Source organism: Pigmentiphaga humi, assembly GCF_900606115.1.
Taxonomy (GTDB): Bacteria; Pseudomonadota; Gammaproteobacteria; order Burkholderiales; family Burkholderiaceae_B; genus Pigmentiphaga; species Pigmentiphaga humi.
In genome coordinates this window covers 69,049-90,455 of sequence record NZ_UWPJ01000027.1, presented here as the reverse complement: position 1 = coordinate 90,455, position 21,407 = coordinate 69,049, and the positions used below count along the sequence as shown (strand labels likewise).

The following is a 21,407-nucleotide window of genomic DNA, read 5'->3' as shown; positions in this document are numbered from 1 at the left end:
GGCTTGCGCCGCCGAATCAGAGGTCCAGCTTGGAAACCTTGGTGCCTTCCACCGTCAGGTTGGCCATGAGGCCGGCGTTGGTCAGGGCGAAGGCCACGACCGGCGAGCGGGCGGTGTTGGTGTCGATGCCGGCGTTGACGCCGGCCTTGACCACGGCAACCGAGCCATCCACGCCGGCCTTCCAGCCGTTGCTGTTCTTGAAGCGGTCCAGTTCAGCCTGGTTCATGAACATGAAAATGAGCGCCTTGGACTGGGCGCCGGCCTGGAAGCCGAATGAACCGCTGGCCGTGCTGTAGTAGCCGGTGGTACGGCCGCCTTCGCGCAGCGCGCCCTCGCCGTATTCGCCGCCGATGACGAAGCCCGCCGCGACTACGTTGGGGAACACCAGGATGCCGCGCGCCTTGGAGGCCATTTCGCGCGAGCCCGGCACGGCGGCATACAGCCGGTTCAAAGCCTCTTCCGCACCGGTGTTGATCCGGGCGCGCTTATCGGCCGGCGAGATGCCGCTGGTATCGGGATTGGTCGTGGTGCATCCGGCCAGGGCAAGTATCCCTGCCATCACGCTGGCGCTTAGCAAATGACGACGGTTCATGCTCTCTCTCCTTGAGTGGGCTCGACGGCAGGCGGACGGAACGCCGCCGCGGCAAGCTTCCTGATTCTGCCGCATGTGCGTCAAAACAAGAAAGGCAAACGGTAACCGGTCACGGTTATGTTGCAGGCGCGCGAACTGCAAACCATCCTAAGCCGGTACAAAATGTTGCCCTTTCCGGCCACACTCCACAGCTAAGATCCCCATGTAGCCAGCGCACCGTTTCCTGTGCCTGCGTCTTGTCAACAAAGGAGCGTCAAACATGAAGACCAATACACTCTCCAAGATCGCCCTGGTCGCCGCCCTGAGCGTCTTCGCCGCCGGTTGCGCCAACCAGCAGCAAACCAATACGGCCGTCGGAGCCGGCGGCGGCGCCGCCCTCGGAGCGGGGCTCGGCGCGCTGCTGGGCAACTCGCGCGGCGCCGCGATCGGCGCCGGCCTGGGCGCCGTGGCGGGCGGCGTGGCCGGCTACAACTGGAACAAAGTCCGGCAGAACGTGGAGCAATCCGGCTCCAAGGACCTGGGCATCGACATGACCGAGCAGCCGGACGGTTCGCTGAAGGTCAACGTGCCGAGCAGCGTGTCCTTCGACACCGGCAGCTATGCCGTCAAGCCGGCGCTGTTCCCGGTGCTGGACAGCGTGGCCCAGACCCTGAACCAGAACCCCGAACTACGCGCCAAGGCGGTCGGCCATACCGACAACACCGGCCAGGTCTCGCTTAACCAGACCCTGTCGGAACAGCGGGCGCAGGCTGTCGCCAACTACCTATCCCGCAAGGGTGTCGCGATCAACCGCCTGACGACCGAAGGGCGCGGCATCAACGATCCCATCGCCAGCAACGATACGGTCGAAGGCCGCGCCGCCAACCGCCGTACCGAGATCTACCTGTACGCCACCAAGAACTGACGCGGCGCCGGCGCCCGCCCGGGCGGGCGCCGGCGTGGTATTGTGGCTGCAGCACCCCGGGCCGGCGCCTGGCCAGGCCGGATATCCCATGAATGCCATGTCCAGCATCGCCGTCGCCGCCCTCTCTCTTTCCGCCCTCACCGTCCGTGACGCCACCGATGCGGACATGGAAGCGGTCCAGTCCATCTACGCCTTCCACGTCCTGCACGGCATCGCCAGCTTCGAAGAAGCGCCGCCTTCGGCCGAAGACATGCGCGCCCGCCGGCAGGCCGTTCTCGCCCTGGGCCTGCCTTATCTGGTGGCGGAGCAGGCGGGCAGCATCCTCGGCTACAGCTACGCCGGCCCCTACCGGGCGCGCCCGGCATACCGGCACACCATAGAAAATTCGGTCTACGTCCGCGACGGCGCGGGCGGACGCGGCATCGGCATGGCCTTGCTGCAGGCGCTCCTGGCGCGCTGCCACGCCGGCCCGTGGCGGCAGATGATCGCCGTGATCGGCGACAGCGACAACGCCGGTTCCATCTCGCTGCATCGCAAGGCGGGCTTCGCGCACGTGGGCGTCATGCGCAGCGTAGGCTTCAAGCACGGCCGATGGGTCGATACCGTCATCATGCAGCTGCCCCTGGGCCAGGGCGACCGCAGCCTGCCCGGGCCATGAGCGACATACGCGTCGGGATCTCGGGCTGGCGCTATGCGCCGTGGCGGGGCGTGTTCTACCCCGCCGGCCTGCAGCAGCGCCTCGAACTGGCCTACGCCTCGCGCGAATTCTCTACCATCGAACTCAACGGCTCGTTCTATTCCCTGCAGACGCCCGAGCGCTACGCGCGTTGGCATGCCGACACGCCGCGCGGCTTCCTGTTCAGCGTGAAGGGGCCGCGCTACATGACCCACATTCTCCGGCTCAGGGAAATCGAACGGCCGCTGGCCAACTTCCTCGCTTCCGGCATCTTCGAACTCAAGGACAAGCTGGGGCCCATCCTGTGGCAGTTCCCGCCCAGCCTGCGTTTCGACCCGGCGCTGTTCGAGGCATTCTTCAAGGCCCTGCCGCACGATACCGACCACGCCCGCGCACTGGCGGCCCGGCACGAGGCGCGCATCGCGGGCCGCGCCAGCCTGGCGGCCCAGCCGGGCCTGCCCCTGTGCCACGCAGTCGAGATCCGGCACGACAGTTTCATCGATCCGGCCTTCACCGACATGCTGCGGCACTACGGCATCGCCCTGGTGATGGCCGACACGGCCGGCAAGTGGCCCTATCGCGAAGACGTCACCGCCGACTTCGTCTACATCCGCCTGCATGGTGACCAGGAACTCTACGTCAGCGGCTACACCGACGAGGCGCTGGACAACTGGGCGAGGCGCATCAAAGCCTGGGCGCGCGGCGGCGAGCCGCGCGGGGCCCGCCGCATCGGCGGCCAGGCGGCGCGCCGTGCCGGCGGACGCCAGGTATTCTGCTATTTCGACAACGACGCCAAGGTGGAAGCGCCGCGCAACGCCAAGGCCTTGATGGAAAAGTTGCGGTTGCCCATGCGGGCAACCTGAACGCCGGTCAGGTCCGCGGAAACGGCTTGCTCAGGAAGCACGATCCGGCCACGCCGAAACGCCATGGCACGTCGCGCGCCTTCGATATGCCGATGCGCGGCCCGGTGGCGACGTCGTCCACGCTTTCCCGCGCCAGCAGCTCGAACGGCGGCCGGTCCAGGTGCAGTCCGTCGAAACGGCGGTCTATGCCCAGCGCCTGGCCGACCCGTCCCGGTCCCGAACACAATAGCCGGGCATCTTCCATGCCGCGCCGCGCGCGCATGGCGTCCAGGCCATGCGTGGGCTCCAGCGCGCGTATCAACACCCCGGCGCCGTGGCCGGCCTCGCGGCAGACGAGATTCAGACACCAATGGATGCCATAGGAACGATAGACGTAGGCCCGCCCCGGCGCGCCGAACATCGATGCATTGCGCGCCGTCGGCCCCGAGAAACTGTGCGAGGCCGGGTCCTCCCTGTCGTAGGCCTCGACCTCGACGATGCGCCCGCCCACGCCGTCCACCAGCAAGGTCACGCCGATCAGCAGGCGAGCGACCTCGGCCGAGTTCGCGTGGAAGTCGATGCCGGCGAGCCGGGTGCGCACATCGACGGCGGCTTCGACCGGCGCCGCGGCGGGCGCTTCGTCCTTGTTCACGGCGCCTGCCCTGCCCGGACCGCTTGCGCGTCCGGCAAGGCCACCCGCAGCGCATCCTCGATCTGTTCGAGCAGCACGAACTCCAGCTGCTTGCGCGAAGCCTCGGGAATGTCGTCGATGTCCTTGCGATTGCGGGCGGGCAGCATCACCGTCTTGATGCCGGCGCGCAAGGCGGCCAGCACTTTCTCCTTGATGCCGCCCACGGGCAGGACCAGCCCGCGCAGGCTGATCTCGCCGGTCATCGCCAGGCTCGCGGGCACCGGCTTGCCGGTCATCAGCGAGGCCAGCGCGACGAACATCGCCACGCCCGCGCTCGGCCCGTCCTTGGGTATCGCGCCGGCCGGCACGTGGACGTGGATGTCGTGGCGCTCGAACTGCGCGGGATCGATGCCCAGCGATTCGGCCCGGCCCTTGAGCAGGGTCAGCGCGGCCTGCACGCTCTCGCGCATCACTTCGCCCAGCTGCCCCGTCAGGATCAAGCGTCCACTGCCCGGCGTCCTGCTCGCCTCGATGAACAGGATGTCGCCGCCCACCGGCGTCCAGGCCAGCCCCGTGGCCACGCCCGGCAGGCCGGCGCGCATCGCGATCTCGCTCTCGAAGCGGCGGCCGCCCAGGATGGCTTCCAGGTCGGCGGCATCGACGCTCACATGCTGCGCCGTGCCCTCGGCCACGCTCATCGCCGCGTGCCGGAACACACTGCCGATTTCGCGCTCCAGGTTGCGCACGCCCGCCTCGCGCGTGTAGCCCGCGATCACCTCGTGGATGGCCGCATCGCTGATCTCGCACTGTTCCGCGCTCAAGCCGTTGGCCTCGAGCTGGCGCGGCACCAGATAGCGGCGCGCGATCTGGGCCTTTTCCTCTTCGGTGTAGCCCGGCAGCGAAATGACCTCCATGCGGTCGCGCAGCGGCCCGGGTATGGAATCGAGCACGTTGGCCGTGGCGATGAACAGCACCTTGGACAAATCGAAGGGCACGCCCAGGTAGTTGTCGCGGAAGGTATCGTGCTGCTCGGGGTCGAGCACCTCCAGCAGCGCCGCGGCGGGATCGCCGTGGGCGCTGGCGCCGAGCTTGTCGACCTCGTCCAGCATCATCACGCAGTTGTTCGAGCCGGCCTTGTGGATGGCCTGGATGACGTTGCCCGGCAGCGCGCCCACATAGGTGCGGCGGTGCCCGCGGATTTCCGCCTCGTCATGGACGCCGCCCATGCTCAGCCGCACGAACTTGCGGCCCGTGGCCTTGGCGATGCTCTGCCCCAGCGAGGTCTTGCCCACCCCGGGCGGCCCGGCAAAGCACAGCACCGGGCTCTTGCCGGACGGATTGAGCTTGCGCACGGCGAGGTATTCCAGGATGCGGCGCTTGATCTTGTCCAGGCCGTAATGGTCTTCGTCCAGGATGCGGCGGGCCTCGGCGATGTCGATCCTGTCCTCGGTCGCCGCCGACCACGGCAGTTCGATCAGCCAATCCAGGTAGGTGCGCACCATCGAATACTCGGACGACGCCTCCGGAATGCTTTCCAGGCGCTTGAGCTCTTTGCGCGCCTGCTTCTCGGCCTCTTCGGACATGCCGGCCCGGGCGATGCGCTCGGCCAGTTCGGCCAGCTCCGCGCCGCTGCCCTCGCCTTCGCCCAGTTGCTGCTGGATGGTCTTCAACTGCTCGCGCAGCATGACCTCGCGCTGGCGGTCTTCGAAACGCGCCTTGGTCTGCTGGTCGACGTCGCGGCTGATGCGCAGCACTTCGATCTGGTGCGACATGAACGAGAGGACCTTGTCGGCGCGCGCGATCACGTCCAGCGTGTCCAGCACGCCCTGCTTCTCGTCGGGCTTGAGCTCCATCAGCCCGGCGATGAAGTCGGCCAGCGCCGGCGCCGAGTTCATGTTCTGCAGGGTCGCGCCCAGTTCGGCGGGCACCTGCGGCAACAGCTGCAGGATCTCCTGCGCGCGCGTCTTGAGCTGGAGCAGCCGCGCCTCGATCTCCGAGGTCGCAACGGCCGGATCCTCGAAGCGCTGCACCCGGGCGACCATGAACGGATAGCCGGTCAGCAGTTCGATGATGCGGAAGCGCTGCACGCCCTGGCAGATGACGTGGTGCGAGCCTTCGGAGCCGGTCATGTAGCGCACGATGTTCGCCACCGTGCCCACCTCGTGCAGGTCGCCGCGCTGCAGGTCTTCCGTTTCCGGATCGCGCTGCAGGATGATGCCGACCTGGCGGTTGGCGCGCGCCGCGTCCTGCGCCGCGCGCACGGAGCTCTCGCGCCCGACGGAAATGGGCGCGACCAGGCCCGGGAACAACACCAGGTTGCGCACCGGTATGAGCGCGATCGCATCGCTGGGCAGGGCCAGCGGCGCGGCCTGCGACGGGGAAGACGGGGCCTCGGCTTGCACCGACGGGCGCTCCGGTCCTTGTTGCGGATCTCTGAATTCGTTTTGCATGTTCGGTCCTGATTCCGGTTATCCAGGCGCTGCGGGCATCAGCCCATGATCAGGGTCAGACGGAGGCAGCCATCCACCATCCTCGACTCGCGGATCTCGAAGCTGCCCGGCGGCAGCGCGATGCGCCGCTCGAAGCGGCCGTAGGGAATCTCGATCCGGCGGATGTGCGCTTCGGCAGGCGCGGGCAGGACCCGTTCGCCGACGACGACCAGGGTCGCGCCTTCTACCAGCACTTGCACGTGCTCGGCGGATACGCCGGGCAGCGCCACCAGCACCGACAGCACGCGGCCGCTCTCGAAAATATCGATGGGGGGTTCCCAGGTCGGCCCCTGCGGCCTGCCCTGTCCCAGCCGGAAAAATTGCCGGTGCAGGCTATCCGCCTCCTCCAGCAGCCTGAGCGCGTCGATCCATGTGGAACTGGAAGGCGGCTTGCGATAGATCATGGTCTTGTCCTCGGACGGCAATCGCTCCGCCGCCATGCGCGGCGAAGCGGGATTTCCATTCTGTTGTCGCCAGGATGGGCAGCGCGGGCGGCCCGGGGACGGAACACCGGCGGACACCACCACGGTAAGGCGGCGACCCGCATCTGGCAATAGGGAACGGGAACTGCGCCCCACGCGCCGAAGCGCGGCCGGCGGAGTCGTCACAGCGTTATCGAGGAAATGGGGACGGAAGATCGCGTATCAAGTGGCGCCGCTGCCCGGACCGTGCGCCGTTGTCCCTTGCGCAAGCATCCCCATATAGTCGGACATGGCCGCCCGCCCTTCCCCCCGACTCGACCCGCTGCAAGGTTTCCACCCCGCCGTGGCCGCCTGGTTCCGCCGCGCCTTCGGCGCGCCGACCGACGCGCAGCGCCAGGCTTGGCCGCATATTCTCCAGGGCAGTCCCACGCTGGTGGCGGCCCCGACCGGCTCCGGCAAGACGCTGACGGCCTTCCTGGCGGCGATCGACGCCTTGGTCCGCGCCGCGGAACGCGACGGCGGCCTGCCCGACACGACCTCGGTGGTCTACGTCTCGCCGCTGAAGGCGCTCTCCAACGACATCCGCGTCAACCTGCAGGCGCCGCTCGAGGGCATCGCGGCGGAACTGGCCGGCATGGGCCTGCCCGACCCCGGCGTACGCGTGGCGGTGCGCACCGGCGACACCGACGCCCAGGCGCGCCAGGCCATGCGCAGGCAGGCGCCGCACATCCTGGTGACCACGCCGGAATCGCTCTACATCCTGCTGGGATCGGAAAGCGGGCGGCGCATGCTGGCGGACACCCGCAGCGTCATCGTCGACGAGATCCACACCATGGCGGCGGGCAAACGCGGCAGCCACCTGGCGCTGAGCCTGGAGCGGCTGGACGCCCTGTGCGGCCGGCCGCCCGTGCGCATCGGCCTGTCGGCCACCCAGAAGCCGCTGGACGAGGTCGCGCGCTTCCTGGTCGGTCCCGCGCGCGCCGCCGAGTGCCGCATCGTCGACATCGGCCATGCGCGCGCCCGCGACCTGGCGATCGAAGTGCCGCCCGTGCCGCTGGAGGCGGTCATGGCGATCGACGTCTGGGACCGCGTCTACGACCGCATGGCGGAACTGGCCGCCCAGCACCGCACCACGCTGGTCTTCGTCAACACCCGCCGCACCGCCGAGCGCGCCGCCCGCCACCTGGCCGAGCGCCTGGGCGAAGAGGCGGTGGCGGCGCACCATGGCAGCCTGTCCAAAGAGCACCGGCTCGATGCCGAGCAGCGGCTCAAGCGCGGCGCGCTGCGCGTGCTGGTGGCCACGGCCTCGCTCGAACTGGGCATAGACATCGGCGACGTGGAGCTGGTCTGCCAGGTGGGCTCGCCGCGCGGCATCTCGGCCTTTCTTCAACGCGTGGGGCGGGCCGGCCATCAGGTCGGCGGCGTCTCCAAGGGCCGGCTGTTCCCGACCTCGCGCGACGACCTGGTCGAATGCGCCGCCCTGCTCGACTGCATCCGGCGCGGCGAACTCGACACCTTGCGCCTGCCCGTCGCGCCGCTGGACGTGCTGGCCCAGCAGATCGTGGCCGAAGCCGCCAGCCAGGAATGGCACGAAGACGCGCTCTATGCCCTGGTGCGGCGCGCCCATCCTTATGCGAACCTGGCGCGCGCCGACTTCGATGCCGTCCTGCGCATGCTGGCGCAGGGATACAGCGGACGCCAGGGCGTGCGGGCCGCCTACCTGCACCGCGATGCCGTCACGGGCACGCTGCGCGGGCGCCGCGGCGCCCGCCTGACCGCGGTCACCTCCGGCGGCACGATCCCGGACAATGCCGACTACACCGTGCTGCTCGAACCCGGCGGCCTGATGGTAGGCACGGTCAACGAGGATTTCGCGGTGGAAAGCCTGGCCGGCGACGTATTCCAGCTCGGCAATGTTTCCTACCGCATCCTGCGCGTTGAAACCGGCCGCGTGCGGGTCGAGGATGCGCACGGCGCGGCGCCCAATATTCCGTTCTGGCTCGGCGAAGCCCCCGGCCGCAGCGACGAACTCTCGGCCGGGGTGGCGCGGCTGCGCGCCGAGGTCGAGCACGAATTGGGCAGCGGCAACGACGTCGGCCGCGCCCTCCGCGCGCTGATCGACGGCATCGGCCTGGACGAGGCCGCCGCCCGCCAGATCGTCGAATACCTGGCGCGCTCGCGCGCCGCGCTGGGACAGTTGCCGACCCAGGACACGCTGGTCATGGAGCGCTTCTTCGACGAAGCCGGCGGCATGCAGCTCGTCATCCATTCGCCTTTCGGCAGCCGGCTCAACCGCGCCTGGGGGCTGGCGCTGCGCAAGCGCTTTTGCCGCAGCTTCAATTTCGAGCTGCAGGCCGCCGCCACCGAAGACGCCATCGTGCTGTCGCTGTCCACCAGCCACAGCTTCCCGCTGGAGGAAGTCTGGCGCTACCTGCGCGCCGGCACGGCCGAGCACGTGCTGGTCCAGGCGCTGCTGGACGCGCCGCTGTTCGGCACGCGCTGGCGCTGGACCGCCACCACCGCGCTCGCCCTGCCGCGCTACGCCGGCGGGCGCAAGCTGGCGCCGCAGATCCAGCGCATGCGCAGCGACGACCTGCTCGCCACCGTGTTCCCCGACCAGGCTGCCTGCCTGGAGAACATCGCGGGCGAACGCGAGGTTCCCGACCATCCCCTGGTCGCCCAGACCCTGGACGACTGCCTGCACGAAGCCATGGACGCCGACGCCTGGCTGGCGCTGCTCGGGCGCATCGAACGCGGCGCGGTCGGCCTGGTCGCGCGCGACCTGCCCGCGCCGTCGCCGCTGGCCATGGAAATCCTCAGCGCCCGTCCCTATGCTTTCCTGGACGATGCGCCGATCGAAGAACGGCGCACCCATGCCGTGCTGGCGCGGCGCTGGACCGATCCGGAGTCGGCCGACGACCTCGGCGCGCTCGACCCGGACGCCATCGCGGCCGTCGCGGCCGAAGCCTGGCCGCAGGCGCGCAACCGTGACGAGATGCACGAGGCGCTGATGGGCCTGGCCGCCCTGACCGGGCCCGAGGCCGGTGCCGTGCCGGAGTGGCCGGCCTTGCTCCGATCGCTGGCGGACAGCGGCCATGCCACGCGCCTGCGGGTCGATGCGCACACCGTGCTGTGGGTGCCGCTGGAACGGCATGCCTGCCTTCGGGCCGTCTATCCGGAGGCCGTGGCCGAGCCGCCGCTCGCCGTGCCCGCCGGCCACGACCAGCCCTGGGAAGCCGGCGCCGCGCTGACCGAACTCGTGCGCGCGCGGCTGACCGGCTTCGGTCCGCGCACCGTGCGCGCCATCGCCGCCGACCTCGCCCTGCCCATGCCCGCCCTCGCCGCGGCGCTGGCCGCGCTCGAGGGCGAGGGCTATGTGATGCGCGGCCGCTTCACGCCCGGCGCGAGCGAAGAAGAATGGTGCGAACGCCATCTGCTGGCGCGCATCCATCGCTATACGCTCAAGCGCCTGCGGCGCGAGATCGAACCGGTGGAACGGCAGGATTTCATGCGCTTCCTGCTGGCCTGGCAGCACCTGGACGCCGAGCATAGGCAGCAGGGCCCCGATACGCTGGCGGGCGTGATCGAACAGCTCGAAGGCTATGAAGCAGCCGCCAGCTCCTGGGAATCCGACCTGCTGCCCGCGCGCATCGCCGGCTACGATCCGGACTGGCTGGACCAGCTCGGACGCGCCGGCAAGACCGTATGGATGCGCCTGGGCGGCCAGGCGAAAGCCGCCGGCGGACCGGTGCGGGCCACGCCGCTGGTGCTGCTGCAGCGCCGCAGCCTCGGCCGCTGGCAGGCGCTCGTAGCCGCCGCGCCGGTGCACGGCCTCACGCCGCGCGCCCAGCACGTGCATGCGGCGCTGGTCCGCCACGGCGCCATGTTCTTCGACGAACTGCTGGCCGACACCCGGCTGCTCTCCGGCGAACTCGAGTCCGCGCTGGGCGAACTGGTGGCCGCGGGCGCGGCCAATGCCGACAGCTTCGGCGGACTGCGCGCCCTGCTGACCCCGCCGTCGCGGCGCACCGCCGGCCGCCGGCGCGGGCGCAGCGCTTCGCAGCTCCACCATATGGACGAGGCCGGCCGCTGGGCCTTGCTGCGGCGGCCCGATGCGGGCCCCGAACCGGCGCCGTCCCCCGGCAAACGCCCGCCTGCCGAGGTACTGGAACACCTGGTCCAGGTGCTGCTGCGGCGCTACGGCGTCGTCTGCTGGCGCCTGCTCGAGCGCGAGGCCGGCTGGCTGCCGCCGTGGCGCGACCTGCTGCCCACGCTGCACCGCCTGGAAGCGCGCGGCGAAATACGCGGCGGCCGCTTCGTCGCCGGGCTGGCGGGCGAGCAGTTCGCGCTGCCCGAGGCCCTCCCCGTGCTGCGCGCCATTCGCCGGCAAGCCGGCCAGGGCGAACTGGTCCGAGTCTCGGCCTGCGATCCGATGAACCTGACCGGCACGCTGCTTTCCTGCGAGCGCCTTCCCGCCGTAGCCGGCAACCGGCTGCTCTATCGCGACGGCCTGCCCGTTGCCTGCACCGCCGGCGGCGAGATACGCTATCTGGTAGACGCCGATGCGCAAGAACGGGAGCGTATGCGCCAGGCGCTGGTTGCCTGAGTGCGCGTTTTGCTTTGCGCTTTGCCCATCGGGCCTTGCGTTTCGCTCGCGGCCCCCGCACCGGCGCAGTCCGAGCGGCTACAATCGCGCCGGCCAAGGCGGCAACCCGCCGCGGCCTGAGGGGCACCGTCGCCGGCACCGCCCACCGCGGCAGGCCGGCGCGCTCGGTTTTTCAATCCGATGGCTTCCAGGCCCCAGGCCAGGGCCATCCCGCAGAACAGGAATTGCCTAGCATGATCATCGATTGTCACGGTCACTACACCACTTCGCCGGCCGCCCACAACAAGTGGCGCGACGCCCAGAAGGCCGGCTTCAAGGCCAGCGGCGATATCGATCCGGCCTACCCCGATATTTCCGACGACGAGATCCGCGAAACGATCGAAGCCAACCAGCTTCGCCTGCTGCGCGAGCGCGGCGCCGACATGACCATCTTCTCGCCGCGTGCCTCGGCGATGGAGCCGCACGTCGGCAACGAAGCCCTCAGCCAGGTCTGGGCACGCCGCTCCAACGACCTGATCAAGCGCGTCATCGACCTCTACCCCGAGACCTTCATCGGCGTCTGCCAGTTGCCGCAATCTCCCGGCGCATCGATCGCCGGCTCCATCGCCGAGCTGGAGCGCTGTGTGAACGAACTGGGCTTCGTCGGCTGCAACCTCAACCCCGATCCTTCGGGCGGCAGCTTCAGCGCCCCGCCGCTGACCGACCGCTCGTGGTATCCCTTCTTCGAGAAGATGGTCGAACTGGACGTGCCGGCCATGATCCACGTCTCGGGCTCGTGCAATTGCGCCATGCACGCCACCGGCGCCTACTACCTGGCCGCCGACACGATCGCCTTCATGCAATTCATCGAAGGCGACCTGTTCAAGGACTTCCCGACGCTCAAGCTCATCATCCCGCACGGCGGCGGCGCGGTGCCCTACCACTGGGGCCGCTACCGCGGCCTGGCCGACATGCTCAAGCGCCCGCCGCTGGCCGAGCACGTGATGAAGAACGTCTATTTCGACACCTGCGTCTACCACCAGCCCGGCATCAACCTGCTGTTCGAGGTGATCGACGTCGACAACATCCTGTTCGGTTCGGAAATGGTCGGCGCGGTGCGCGGCATCGATCCGACCACGGGCCAGTACTTCGACGACACCAAGCGCTACATCGATGCGCTGGACATCTCGGCCGAAGACAAGCGCAAAGTGTTCGAACTGAACGCCCGCCGCGTCTATCCGCGCCTGGATGCGCAGTTGAAGGCACGGGGACTGTAAGCGTCCGGTCCGGGGGGCGCCTGCCCGGCGTCCCCCGGAGATTCACCGGCCGGGCGGGCCTGCGCTACTCGCCCGCCGGCCCGCGCAGCGCATACCGCCCGCGTTCGGTATCCCGGGTCAGGGTTCCCTCGCTGCGCAAGTCCTCGAGCGCGCGCACCACATCGCCGCCGTCGCCGCTGTCCACCGCGGCCATCAAGTCCTCGAAGAATTTCGGCCCATCGGCGAGCGCATCGCGCACCGACTCGAAACGCCTTCCTTCATACCGCGGCGGCACCGGCGTGGTCGCTTCCATCCTGCTGCTGGCGCCGAACGTCCAGGTGAGGTCGAAACCGGCCTTGGATCCCGTCGTCGCATCGTCGTCCAGCGACGGGTCCAGCGGCAACGTGCGGAATCCGCCTTGCACCACCAGGTCGCGTTCCGGCTGGAAGCGCGTGCCCAGCGCCCATTCGATCTGCTCGTCGGAAAAGATGTCGATATCCGGATCGACCACGAACACGTTCTTCACGTTCGCCACGGAAGCGAATACGGCGGCGATCGCATTGCGCGCCTCTCCCGGCACGCGCTGCTGCAGCGCCACGCGCAAGTTGTAGACGCCCCCCGCGGCGGGCGGCGCGTAGATGCCCCGCACGTCGCGCACCGCCGACTCCAGGGCCCGCCACGCCAGCACCTCGGTCCGCAGCGCGCACAACTGGGCGGTGTCGGTGCTGCTCATCGCGCTGCCGCCTATGGTCAAGGTCTGGAAAACGGCATCCTTGCGCCGCGTGATCGCCGTCACGCGGAAGACCGGATTGATCTTGACGCCGCCGTAGTAGCCGAGGAATTCGCCATACGGGCCTTCCGGCTCGGTATAGCCGGCGGCGTCGAGATATCCCTCGATGACCCACTCCGCATCCGCCGGCACCCTCAGGTCGTTGGTGAGGCATTTCACCACGGGCAGCGGCGCGCCGCGCAACTGGGCCATCAATCCCAGCTCGTCGACCGGCAGGCGCATCGTGGCGGCAAAGTAGTCGATGGGATGGCTGCCCACCACGATGGACAGGGGCAGGTGCTTTTTCTCGGCCAGGCTGGCGAGCAGGATCACGCGCAGGTCGGACGGCGCCACCAGGTCGATGCCGGTTTCCCTGCGGCCCCGGACCATGAGCCGGCGCAGGCCGATGTTGGTCCAGCCGGATGCCTGGTCGTGCGCGAAATCCACCGCGGCCGAAATGTACGGGCCGCCGTCCAGGCCATGCTGCAGGTTGATGGGCAGCCGGGTGAGGTCGACGTCGTCGCCCATCGCCACCACTTCCTGCACAGGCGCATGCTCGCGTTCGATCTCGACGATCTCGGGCCTTCCGCGCAGGCGCTTCAGGATCTCGGGCAGCAGTTCCCGCGGCGACACGCCGAACGCGTGCGCCATGCGCGTGCGGCTGGCCAGCGCGTTGCCGATCAAGGCATGCCCGGCGGCCCCGGCCTGTTCGAACAGCACGGCCTTGGGATTGTCGTGGAGAATCGCCGCCACGTCGGCGAGCCGGACCGGTTCCGCACGCACGTCGATTTCGTCCGCGGCGTTCGGCAGTTCGCGCAGGCTGTCCAGGAAACTCTTCAGGCGGAAACGATTCAGGTCAGGCATATCTTTTTTCATCTGGGCACACTCTTCTGGCACGCACGCGGCGCAACGGCTTCAATAAACGGCATGGACACGGATCATTCCTTCGCGGCAAGGCCGAGCTGCCTGGCGAGCGGCGCCACGAAGTCCAGTTCTTCCTTGACCGTTTGCGCCGCCTTGGCCGGCGGTTCGTAGTTGACCCGGTATCCCAGGCGGCTCATTGTTTCCTCGTTCTCCGGCTTCTTGACGATCCGCTCGATCGCCGGCACCAGCTTGTCGCTGATCTCTTTCGGCAGCCCCGCCGGCGCGACGACCGCGAGGAACACTTCGAGGTGGACTTTGGGATAGCCCTTGCTCTCGAAGGTCGGCACGTTGGGGAAATCCTTCAGCTGGCTCGTAGCGGCCAAGGCGCGCACCCTGCCGTCCTTGACGAACTCGCCCAGACCGGCCCAGATCAAGGACGCGCTATCGACCTGGTTCCCGACCAGGTCCGCCAGGATCTGGCTGGTGCCGCCGCTGTAGGGAACCCGGGTCAAGCCCGCGCCGGAAGACTCTTTCAACAGCTCCAGGTTGAAGTGGCTGTGCGACCCCATGCCGATGATCCCGGTGTTGTATTTGCCCGGCGCTTTTCGCGCCGCATCCACCAGGTCTTCCAGTTTCTTGAACGGCGATGCGCCGGGCACGAGCAGCACGACCGGGTTCGACACGGTATTGCCGAGATAGGTGAAATCCTTGCGGGGATCGTATTGGACCGAGGTCTGGACCACCGGGGAGGTCGTGACCACTGAAGAATGCAGCACGCCCAGGGTGTAGCCGTCCGGCGCGGCGCGGGCAATGAAATTGCCGCCGATCACGCCGCCGGCTCCCGCCTTGTTCTCGACGATGAAATCGCCCTTCAATTCGGTGCGCAGCCCTTCGGCCAGCAGGCGCGCGAACGAATCGGTCGCCGACCCCGGCCCGATCGCGACGACGATCTTCACCGGACGGCTCGGGTACTTGTCCTGCGCCAGCGCCGGAACGGCCGCCGCACACGCGGCTGCCGCAAGCAGTGCAACGCCCCACAACCTCCTGTTTTCCGCCATTTCCATGTCTCCTCTGTTCTGGATATGCCTTGTTTTTACCGTTAAAATTCGCATTGCGAATTAAATTATTGCATTGCGAATTTAAAGTACCAGTTGGCGGCACGCGCAGTCAACAGGCGCAGCTGCATCCTGGGGAAAACATGAGGAGGGGAAGAAAGGGGGAAGGCGTCCGCCCGCGAACCGGGCGGACACCGAGGCAGGAAGGAGCGGGAACTACGCGGCGGGCTTTTCATCGCCGGGCCGCCCCAAGATGAAAAACACCTCCTCGGGGGCCAGCGCCGCTGCGAAGCGGCTAGCGTTGGGGGCTATTTTTCATCGCGCCGGCGGTGTTGACCATTGCATGCAGGCTGCGCGCGTAATCGACGGCGCCCTGCTCGCTCATGTCCGGAGCCGAGCGCAGGTATTCCTTCAGGCCCCGGATGGCCGGCCGCGGGCTGGCCGCCAGCTTGGCGCAGAAATCCTGCACTTCCTGGTCGAGCCGGTCGGCCGGCACCACCGTGCTGACCAGGCCGTATTGCAGCGCGCGCTGGGCATCGATGAATTCGCGCGAATACGTCATCCAGAGAATCGCATTGCGGTTCATCCGATCGAACAGGGCCGACATCACCATGGTGGGCATGATGCCGTGCCCCATCTCGGGAATGTTGAACGTCGCGGCATCGCTCGCGAACGATACGTCGCACAAGGCCACCACAGCCGTGCCGAAGCCCATCGCCCTGCCCTGCACCACGCCGATCACGGGCACCTGGCAGCGCCGGATCGCACGGTAGCAATCGAAGATCACGTCGTATTCCTCGCGGCGCTCATAGGCGTCCGGGGACGGCGCCGGCCGGTTCGGGTCGCGGGCGCGGCCGATGCAGAAATCCGCGCCGGCGCCGCGCAGCAGCACCAGGTCGGAAGATTCATGGGCCCGGTCCAGCAACTGGATCAATTCGCGCGCCATCGCGTCGCTCATGCCGTTGCCGTGTTCCGGGCGGTTGATGGTCACGTGCAAGACGGCTCCGTCCTGCCGCACCAATAGTTCGTTGCTCATGGTCCTCCTCCAGAGGTGATTGCCGCACGGCGGCATGCCGGACGGCCGGGATGCATCGATGTGATCAATGCACGGATTTGATCGCCGAACGCAGGCGTCCGGCCAGCGCCTTCAGGTCTTCGCCTATCGCCGCCAGCCTCTCGTCGGGAAACAGCGGCGCCAGTCCGCCGTAACTGAGCGACATGGCCACCGTGCCGTCCTCGGCGAACACGGGAACCGCCACCGCGTTGATCTGCTCATGCATGATGCCCTTGCTGAGCACGTAGCCGGCCTGCTCGTAATCGGCCAGCGCCTGCTCGAGCCTGGGCCGCAGTCCGGGCCAGCGCTCATCGTGCGACCGCGCCAATTCATCGAACACCGCCTTGCGGCCCGCGGCGCCGAGCCCGGCGATATATCCCCATGCGATGGGAGCGGAAATGAGCGGCACCCTCGAGCCCACGTCGGCGTCGCGTATCAGGATGTCGGACCGCTGGCTGCGCGCGAGATAGATGATGTGCATGCCGTCCCGCACGCCGAGCGACACCGCCCCCTGGTAGCGGTCGGCCAGCTCTTCCATCTCCGGACGCGCCAGCTCGGCCACGGGGGCGCCCGCGATCGCCGCGTAGCCCAGCGCCAGCACGGGGTAGTTCGGCCGCAGTTTCTCTCCGCTGTCGACGTGGACCAGATATCCCTCCTGGATCAAGGTGTAGCAGAGACGCCATACCGTCGGCTGCGGCAGGCCGGTCATGCGCGCCAATTCGGACACGCGCAGCGCGGGCCGGGCCCGCGTGAAGCACCGCAGTATCTGCAAGCCGCGCGACAGGGCAGTCACGAACTGCCGGTCTTTGCCTTTTTCTTCCTGTTCCGGCTGTTCATCGCTTTCGGATTGGGCAGACATTCTTTTCATGTAGCAGGGTTCCTTCCTCGCAAAAGGAAATCGGCATCAGCCCGGGGACGGCCAAAAACATTGACAGCCGTGCCCTGGCTAAGCTAAATTTTTCGCAAAGCAGATAGTTAATTCGTTATGCGAATTAATCTTAGCATGGATTGATAAAGCGCTGCCCCTCCTGTGGCTGCCAACGAGTTCGAGACATTACCGTGTACGCCACCCACTATGCACGCCCAAATACGCTGGACGAAGCGATCGCGCTGCTGAAGGATCATCCCGAGGCCCGCCCCTTGTCCGGCGGCATGACACTCATCCCGACGCTCAAGCAGCGCCTGGCCGCTCCCTCGCATCTGGTGGATCTGAGCAGGCTCGATGAACTGCGCGGAATCGCGGCCGGCAACGGCACGATCAGGATAGGAGCGGCCACCCGGCACGCCGAGGTCGCGCGTTCGCCGCAGGTCGCGCGCGCGGTCCCGGCACTGTCCTGCCTGGCCGGCCAGATCGCGGATCCGCAAGTGCGCAACCGCGGGACGCTGGGCGGGTCGCTCGCGAACAATGATCCCGCTGCCGACTACCCCTCCGCGGTACTGGGCCTGGCCGCCACGGTGCTCACCACCCGGCGGGCGATTGCCGCCGACGACTATTTCCTCGGCATGTTCGAGACCGCGCTGGAGCCGGGCGAACTGATCGTGGCCGTCGAATTCCCCATCGTGCGCCAGGCCGGCTACCTCAAATACCGCCATCCGGCCTCCGGTTACGCGGTCGCCGGCGTGTTCATCGCGCTTGCCGACAACGGCGTGCGCGTGGCCATCACCGGCGCCGGACCCTGCGTTTTCCGCTGGGAAGAAGCCGAGGACAGGCTGAGCGGCGATTTCAGCGTCGGCGCGCTCGACGGCCTGCGCCTGGATCCCGCCGAACTCCTGGGCGATCCCCATGCCCCGCCGCGCTACCGGGCGAACCTGGTCGAGGTCCAGACCCGCCGCCTGGTCGCGCAGATGACTTCCGCTCCCGTTGAGCTTCGCAACAAGCCGGACCATTCAAAGGACGAATAGATGGAGTTTTCTGGATCCCAGACGATCGCGGCTCCGCGCGATCTCGTATGGCAGTGCCTGAACGACCCCGCCATGCTGCAGGCCAGCGTGCCGGGATGCGAGTCCCTCGTGCCGTCCGGCGACGACGCCTACGACGCGACCGTCGTTGCCGCCATCGGTCCGGTCAAGGCCCGCTTCACCGGAAGCCTGACGCTGTCGGACAAAGTGGCGGGGACCGGTTTCCGGCTGGCGGGCCAGGGAACGGGCGGCGTCGCGGGCTTCGGCCGGATGATCGCGGACGTACGCCTGGCCGATGCGCAGGACGGCACGCTGCTGACCTATGAGGCCAAGGCCGAGGTGGGCGGCAAGCTCGCGCAGATCGGCGCGCGCCTGATCCAATCGGCGGCGAACAAGATCGCCGCCGATTTCTTCAAGCGCTTCAATGCGAACGTCTCAGCGCGCGCCACGCAACCAGTCGACGGCACGGATGCGGCCATCGGCGGAGACGCCGCGTGAACATCCGATTGCAGGTAAACGGACAACCCGTCTGCCACGAGGCCGAGGACCGCACGCTGCTGGCCGAATTCCTGCGCCAGCACTGCGGGCTGACCGGCACGCACGTGGGCTGCGACACGACCCAATGCGGCGCCTGTACGGTCAGGCTCGACGGGCTGGCCGTCAAGTCGTGCACGGTCCTGGCGTGCCAGGCCTCGGGCGGCACGGTCGTCACCGTGGAAGGACTGGCACGCGACGGACGGCTGCATCCGGTGCAGGAAGCCTTCGTGCAATGCCACGGCCTGCAGTGCGGCTTTTGCACGCCGGGCATGATGATGGCGGTCGAATACTTCCTCTCCAGCTGCCCCGAGTCGCTGGACGACGAGGCGATCCACCAGGCGCTGGAAGGCAACATCTGCCGCTGCACCGGCTATGTGAACATCATTGCCGCGGTTCGCCATGCCGCCGCCGCCCTGTACCCCGCGGCATGGGGCGGATGCGCGGCCTCGAAGCAGGCGCACCCATGATCGGCCAAGCCATCCCGCGCCTGGAAGACCGCAGGCTGGTACTCGGCCAAGGCCGCTATACCGACGACATCAACGAGCCGGGCCAGGCTTATGCCGCGTTCCTGCGCTCGCCGCACGCGCATGCGTGCATCGCGGCCATCGATACCGAAGCGGCCAGGACGGCGCCGGGGGTGCTGGCGGTCCTGACCGCGTCCGACTACCTGGCGGACGGCTGCAAGCCCATCCGGCATGCCGCGAACCCGCCCGACGCCAACGACGTGTCCCAGCCCTGGTTCCGCAATACCGTGGACGGCTTCCTGTTCCAGGGCGGGCATATGCCGCTCGCGCACGGCAAGGTGCGCCACGTAGGCGAGGCAGTCGCCATGGTGATAGCGGAAAGCCCGGCGCAGGCCCGCGATGCCGCCGAACTGGTCCAGGTCGATTACGACCCCCTCGATGCCGTGGTCCGGGCCGACGACGCCCTCCGGGACGGCGCGCCCCGGCTGTGGGACGGTGCGCCGGGCAACGTCGCGTTCCGCGAGCAATGCGGGGACCGGGCGGCCGCGCGCGCCATCCTGGCCCGCGCCGATCACCGGATCAGCCGCGAGTTCCGCATCAGCCGCGTGGTGAACTGCCAGATGGAACCGCGTTCGGCCATCGGCCTGTACGATGGCGCGCGCGGCAGCTGCACGCTGGTCTCCGGCAGCCAGGGCGTGGTGCGGCTGCGGATCAGCCTGGCCGACGCGCTGGACATGCCGCCGGCCCAGGTGCGCGTGGTCTGCCCCGACGTGGGCGGCGGCTTCGGCCCGCGCACCGCCATCTATGCCGAGCAGGTCGCCGTGGTCTGGGCCGCGCGCCGCGTCGGCCGCCCCGTGAAATGGACCGGCGACCGCAGCGAAGCCTTCGTCTCCGACTACCAGGGACGCGACCAGCTGATCCGCGCGTCGATGGGGCTTTCGCGGGACGGCCGCATCCTCGCCATCGACTATGACTGGTTCGGCAATCTCGGCGCGCACACCGTCGCTTTCGTATCGATGGGAAACGGTTCGCGGGTGATCTCCTCCGTCTACGACATTCCGGCCTCGTCGGTACTGGTGACGGCCGTGCTCACGAATACCGTGCCCACCTCGCCCTACCGCGGCGCCGGACGGCCGGAAGCGATGCACGTCATCGAGCGCCTGCTCGACATCGCCGCCCGTGAGCTTCGAATCGACCGGGTCGAGATCCGGCGCCGCAACCTGATCCGGCGCGAGCAGCTGCCCTACCGCAACCCCATGGGCCTCACCTATGACAGCGGCGACTTCGCCGGCAACCTGGACCAGGCGATAGCGCTGGCGGACTGGCACGGCTTCGAGGAGCGGCGGCGCGCATCCCTGGCGCGCGGCCGGCTGCGCGGCATAGGCGTGGCCAACTACATCGAATCGCCGGTAGGCGCCGCGCGCGAGCGCATCGAGCTCACGGTGCTGCCGGACGGCACCGTCGACCTGGTCGCCGGCACGCAAAGCCAGGGACAGGGCCACGCCACCACCTTCGCGCAGGTGCTGGCCTCGCAGCTGGGCGTACCGCTGGCTTCGATCCGGCTGCGCACGGGAGACACCGCATTCGTATCCGCCGGCGGCGGAACGCATTCGGACCGGTCGATGCGCCTGGTCGGCACCTTGCTCGTCCAGGCTGCCGCGCAACTGATCGAAACCGGCACCGAGGCCGCCCTCGACATGCTGTCGGCGGATGCGGTGCGCTTCGAAGAAGGGTGCTTCGTGACGGCGGACGGCGCCCGGCGCGCCACGCTGTTCGAGCTCGCCGCCCGCATAGCCCGCGACGGGCTCCCTTCGGACCGTTCCATCCGTGTCCTGTCCGCGGTGGGGGACTTCACCGGCCGCCTTCCCGCCTATCCGACCGGCGCCGCCGTATGCGAACTGGAGATCGACCCGGACACGGGCACGGTCGAGCTGCTGGACTATACGTCGGTGGACGACGTGGGCCGCCCGATCAATCCGCTCGTGGTCGAGGGGCAGGTCCACGGAGGGCTGGCGCAGGGGATCGGGCAGGCGCTCTCCGAAGCCTACTACGTCGACCAGGCGAGCGGCCAGGTGCTCTCCGGTTCGTACATGGACTACGGCGTGCCGCGCGCCGGCGCCGTGCCCGCCTTGCGGATAGCGATGACCGAGGACCCCACGCACGGCAATCCGCTCGGCGTCAAGGGCGGCGGGGAAAGCGGCATCACGCCGGCAACCGCGGTCATCTTCAACGCGCTGGCCGACGCGCTGCGCGGCGTGACGGACGACGAAATACCCATGCCCGCCACGCCGGCCGTGGTCTGGGAGATCCTGCATCCCGCCGGCCGGCCATGACGATTCAACGGAATGCGCCGGCAAGCCGCCCCATG

General features: G+C 68.5%; 17 protein-coding genes. 9 read left to right on the top strand and 8 right to left on the bottom strand.

Annotated elements, in window-relative coordinates; all coding sequences use genetic code 11:
- Nucleotides 1–16 precede the first annotated feature (16 nt).
- On the bottom strand, nt 17–592 hold the full coding sequence (locus PIGHUM_RS18060) for a BPSL1445 family SYLF domain-containing lipoprotein (protein WP_124081110.1): 576 nt from the start codon (nt 590–592) through the stop codon (nt 17–19).
- A 259-nt stretch (nt 593–851) separates the two neighbouring features.
- On the opposite strand from PIGHUM_RS18060, the gene PIGHUM_RS18055 reads away from it, so the two are divergent.
- The 3 genes from PIGHUM_RS18055 to PIGHUM_RS18045 all read left to right on the top strand — a co-directional run bounded on the left by PIGHUM_RS18055 (nt 852) and on the right by PIGHUM_RS18045 (nt 3,035).
- Nucleotides 852–1,496: a YiaD family glycine zipper/OmpA-like lipoprotein gene (locus PIGHUM_RS18055; RefSeq protein WP_124081109.1), complete on the top strand. Its 645-nt coding sequence runs from the start codon at nt 852–854 to the stop codon at nt 1,494–1,496.
- An 88-nt stretch (nt 1,497–1,584) separates the two neighbouring features.
- Complete coding sequence (locus tag PIGHUM_RS18050) at nt 1,585–2,154, top strand: GNAT family N-acetyltransferase (RefSeq protein ID WP_124081108.1); 570 nt, start codon at nt 1,585–1,587, stop codon at nt 2,152–2,154.
- Complete coding sequence (locus tag PIGHUM_RS18045; RefSeq protein ID WP_124081107.1) at nt 2,151–3,035, top strand: DUF72 domain-containing protein; 885 nt, start codon at nt 2,151–2,153, stop codon at nt 3,033–3,035. The genes PIGHUM_RS18050 and PIGHUM_RS18045 overlap by 4 nt, the downstream gene beginning before the upstream one ends.
- A 7-nt stretch (nt 3,036–3,042) precedes the next feature.
- Here PIGHUM_RS18045 and PIGHUM_RS18040 read toward each other — a convergent pair whose 3' ends face one another.
- Genes PIGHUM_RS18040 through PIGHUM_RS18030 form a run of 3 tightly spaced genes read right to left on the bottom strand, consistent with a single transcriptional unit; the run spans nt 3,043 to nt 6,538 of the window.
- Entirely contained in the window at nt 3,043–3,615 is a 573-nt protein-coding gene (locus tag PIGHUM_RS18040) for a DNA-3-methyladenine glycosylase (protein WP_124081209.1), read from the bottom strand.
- A gap of 47 nt (nt 3,616–3,662) precedes the next feature.
- Entirely contained in the window at nt 3,663–6,095 is a 2,433-nt protein-coding gene (gene lon / locus PIGHUM_RS18035) for an endopeptidase La (protein ID WP_124081106.1), read from the bottom strand.
- Between the two features lie 38 nt (nt 6,096–6,133).
- Entirely contained in the window at nt 6,134–6,538 is a 405-nt protein-coding gene (locus tag PIGHUM_RS18030; protein WP_124081105.1) for an Hsp20/alpha crystallin family protein, read from the bottom strand.
- 307 nt (nt 6,539–6,845) lie between these two features.
- On the opposite strand from PIGHUM_RS18030, the gene PIGHUM_RS18025 reads away from it, so the two are divergent.
- Both PIGHUM_RS18025 and PIGHUM_RS18020 read left to right on the top strand, forming a co-directional pair.
- Complete coding sequence (locus tag PIGHUM_RS18025) at nt 6,846–11,162, top strand: DEAD/DEAH box helicase (protein ID WP_124081104.1); 4,317 nt, start codon at nt 6,846–6,848, stop codon at nt 11,160–11,162.
- A 233-nt stretch (nt 11,163–11,395) separates the two neighbouring features.
- Nucleotides 11,396–12,418 carry an amidohydrolase family protein gene (locus tag PIGHUM_RS18020; RefSeq protein ID WP_124081103.1) on the top strand — a complete coding sequence of 341 codons (1,023 nt, stop codon included), beginning with the start codon at nt 11,396–11,398 and terminating at the stop codon, nt 12,416–12,418.
- A gap of 64 nt (nt 12,419–12,482) precedes the next feature.
- Here PIGHUM_RS18020 and PIGHUM_RS18015 read toward each other — a convergent pair whose 3' ends face one another.
- The 4 genes from PIGHUM_RS18015 to PIGHUM_RS18000 form a co-directional block, all read right to left on the bottom strand.
- Nucleotides 12,483–14,030 (bottom strand): UbiD family decarboxylase, encoded by a 1,548-nt coding sequence (locus tag PIGHUM_RS18015; RefSeq protein WP_246013301.1) that lies wholly within the window; start codon nt 14,028–14,030, stop codon nt 12,483–12,485.
- A gap of 74 nt (nt 14,031–14,104) precedes the next feature.
- Nucleotides 14,105–15,088 (bottom strand): Bug family tripartite tricarboxylate transporter substrate binding protein, encoded by a 984-nt coding sequence (locus PIGHUM_RS18010; protein ID WP_160142341.1) that lies wholly within the window; start codon nt 15,086–15,088, stop codon nt 14,105–14,107.
- Between the two features lie 292 nt (nt 15,089–15,380).
- Nucleotides 15,381–16,121, bottom strand: a complete 741-nt coding sequence (locus tag PIGHUM_RS18005; RefSeq protein ID WP_160142340.1) for an enoyl-CoA hydratase/isomerase family protein — start codon at nt 16,119–16,121, stop codon at nt 15,381–15,383.
- 64 nt (nt 16,122–16,185) lie between these two features.
- Complete coding sequence (locus PIGHUM_RS18000) at nt 16,186–17,007, bottom strand: IclR family transcriptional regulator (RefSeq protein WP_124081099.1); 822 nt, start codon at nt 17,005–17,007, stop codon at nt 16,186–16,188.
- 191 nt (nt 17,008–17,198) lie between these two features.
- Between PIGHUM_RS18000 and PIGHUM_RS17995 the strand changes: the two genes are divergently transcribed.
- From PIGHUM_RS17995 to PIGHUM_RS17980, 4 genes are read left to right on the top strand one after another with little or no spacing between them, the layout of a single operon-like run.
- Nucleotides 17,199–18,041, top strand: coding sequence for an FAD binding domain-containing protein (locus tag PIGHUM_RS17995; protein WP_124081098.1), 843 nt, complete (start codon nt 17,199–17,201; stop codon nt 18,039–18,041).
- On the top strand, nt 18,042–18,536 hold the full coding sequence (locus PIGHUM_RS17990) for an SRPBCC family protein (RefSeq protein WP_124081097.1): 495 nt from the start codon (nt 18,042–18,044) through the stop codon (nt 18,534–18,536).
- The gene (locus PIGHUM_RS17985) at nt 18,533–19,042 is read left to right on the top strand and encodes a (2Fe-2S)-binding protein (RefSeq protein ID WP_124081096.1); all 510 of its coding nucleotides are present in this window, start codon (nt 18,533–18,535) and stop codon (nt 19,040–19,042) included. The genes PIGHUM_RS17990 and PIGHUM_RS17985 overlap by 4 nt, the downstream gene beginning before the upstream one ends.
- A complete protein-coding gene (locus PIGHUM_RS17980; protein ID WP_124081095.1) occupies nt 19,039–21,372 on the top strand; it encodes a xanthine dehydrogenase family protein molybdopterin-binding subunit in 2,334 nt (777 codons plus the stop codon). Before PIGHUM_RS17985 ends, PIGHUM_RS17980 begins: the two co-directional genes overlap by 4 nt.
- Nucleotides 21,373–21,407: the final 35 nt, after the last annotated feature.

Excerpts from the sequence above, each read along its gene's own strand:
- PIGHUM_RS18060 (WP_124081110.1), bottom strand. The coding sequence starts at position 592 with ATGAACCGTCGTCATTTGCTAAGCGCCAGCGTGATGGCAGGGATACTT.
- PIGHUM_RS18055 (WP_124081109.1), top strand. The coding sequence starts at position 852 with ATGAAGACCAATACACTCTCCAAGATCGCCCTGGTCGCCGCCCTGAGC.
- PIGHUM_RS18050 (WP_124081108.1), top strand. The coding sequence starts at position 1,585 with ATGAATGCCATGTCCAGCATCGCCGTCGCCGCCCTCTCTCTTTCCGCC.
- PIGHUM_RS18045 (WP_124081107.1), top strand. The coding sequence starts at position 2,151 with ATGAGCGACATACGCGTCGGGATCTCGGGCTGGCGCTATGCGCCGTGG.
- lon (WP_124081106.1), bottom strand. The coding sequence starts at position 6,095 with ATGCAAAACGAATTCAGAGATCCGCAACAAGGACCGGAGCGCCCGTCG.
- PIGHUM_RS18030 (WP_124081105.1), bottom strand. The coding sequence starts at position 6,538 with ATGATCTATCGCAAGCCGCCTTCCAGTTCCACATGGATCGACGCGCTC.
- PIGHUM_RS18025 (WP_124081104.1), top strand. The coding sequence starts at position 6,846 with ATGGCCGCCCGCCCTTCCCCCCGACTCGACCCGCTGCAAGGTTTCCAC.
- PIGHUM_RS18020 (WP_124081103.1), top strand. The coding sequence starts at position 11,396 with ATGATCATCGATTGTCACGGTCACTACACCACTTCGCCGGCCGCCCAC.
- PIGHUM_RS18015 (WP_246013301.1), bottom strand. The coding sequence starts at position 14,030 with ATGCCTGACCTGAATCGTTTCCGCCTGAAGAGTTTCCTGGACAGCCTG.
- PIGHUM_RS18010 (WP_160142341.1), bottom strand. The coding sequence starts at position 15,088 with ATGGCGGAAAACAGGAGGTTGTGGGGCGTTGCACTGCTTGCGGCAGCC.
- PIGHUM_RS18005 (WP_160142340.1), bottom strand. The coding sequence starts at position 16,121 with ATGAGCAACGAACTATTGGTGCGGCAGGACGGAGCCGTCTTGCACGTG.
- PIGHUM_RS18000 (WP_124081099.1), bottom strand. The coding sequence starts at position 17,007 with ATGAAAAGAATGTCTGCCCAATCCGAAAGCGATGAACAGCCGGAACAG.
- PIGHUM_RS17990 (WP_124081097.1), top strand. The coding sequence starts at position 18,042 with ATGGAGTTTTCTGGATCCCAGACGATCGCGGCTCCGCGCGATCTCGTA.
- PIGHUM_RS17980 (WP_124081095.1), top strand. The coding sequence starts at position 19,039 with ATGATCGGCCAAGCCATCCCGCGCCTGGAAGACCGCAGGCTGGTACTC.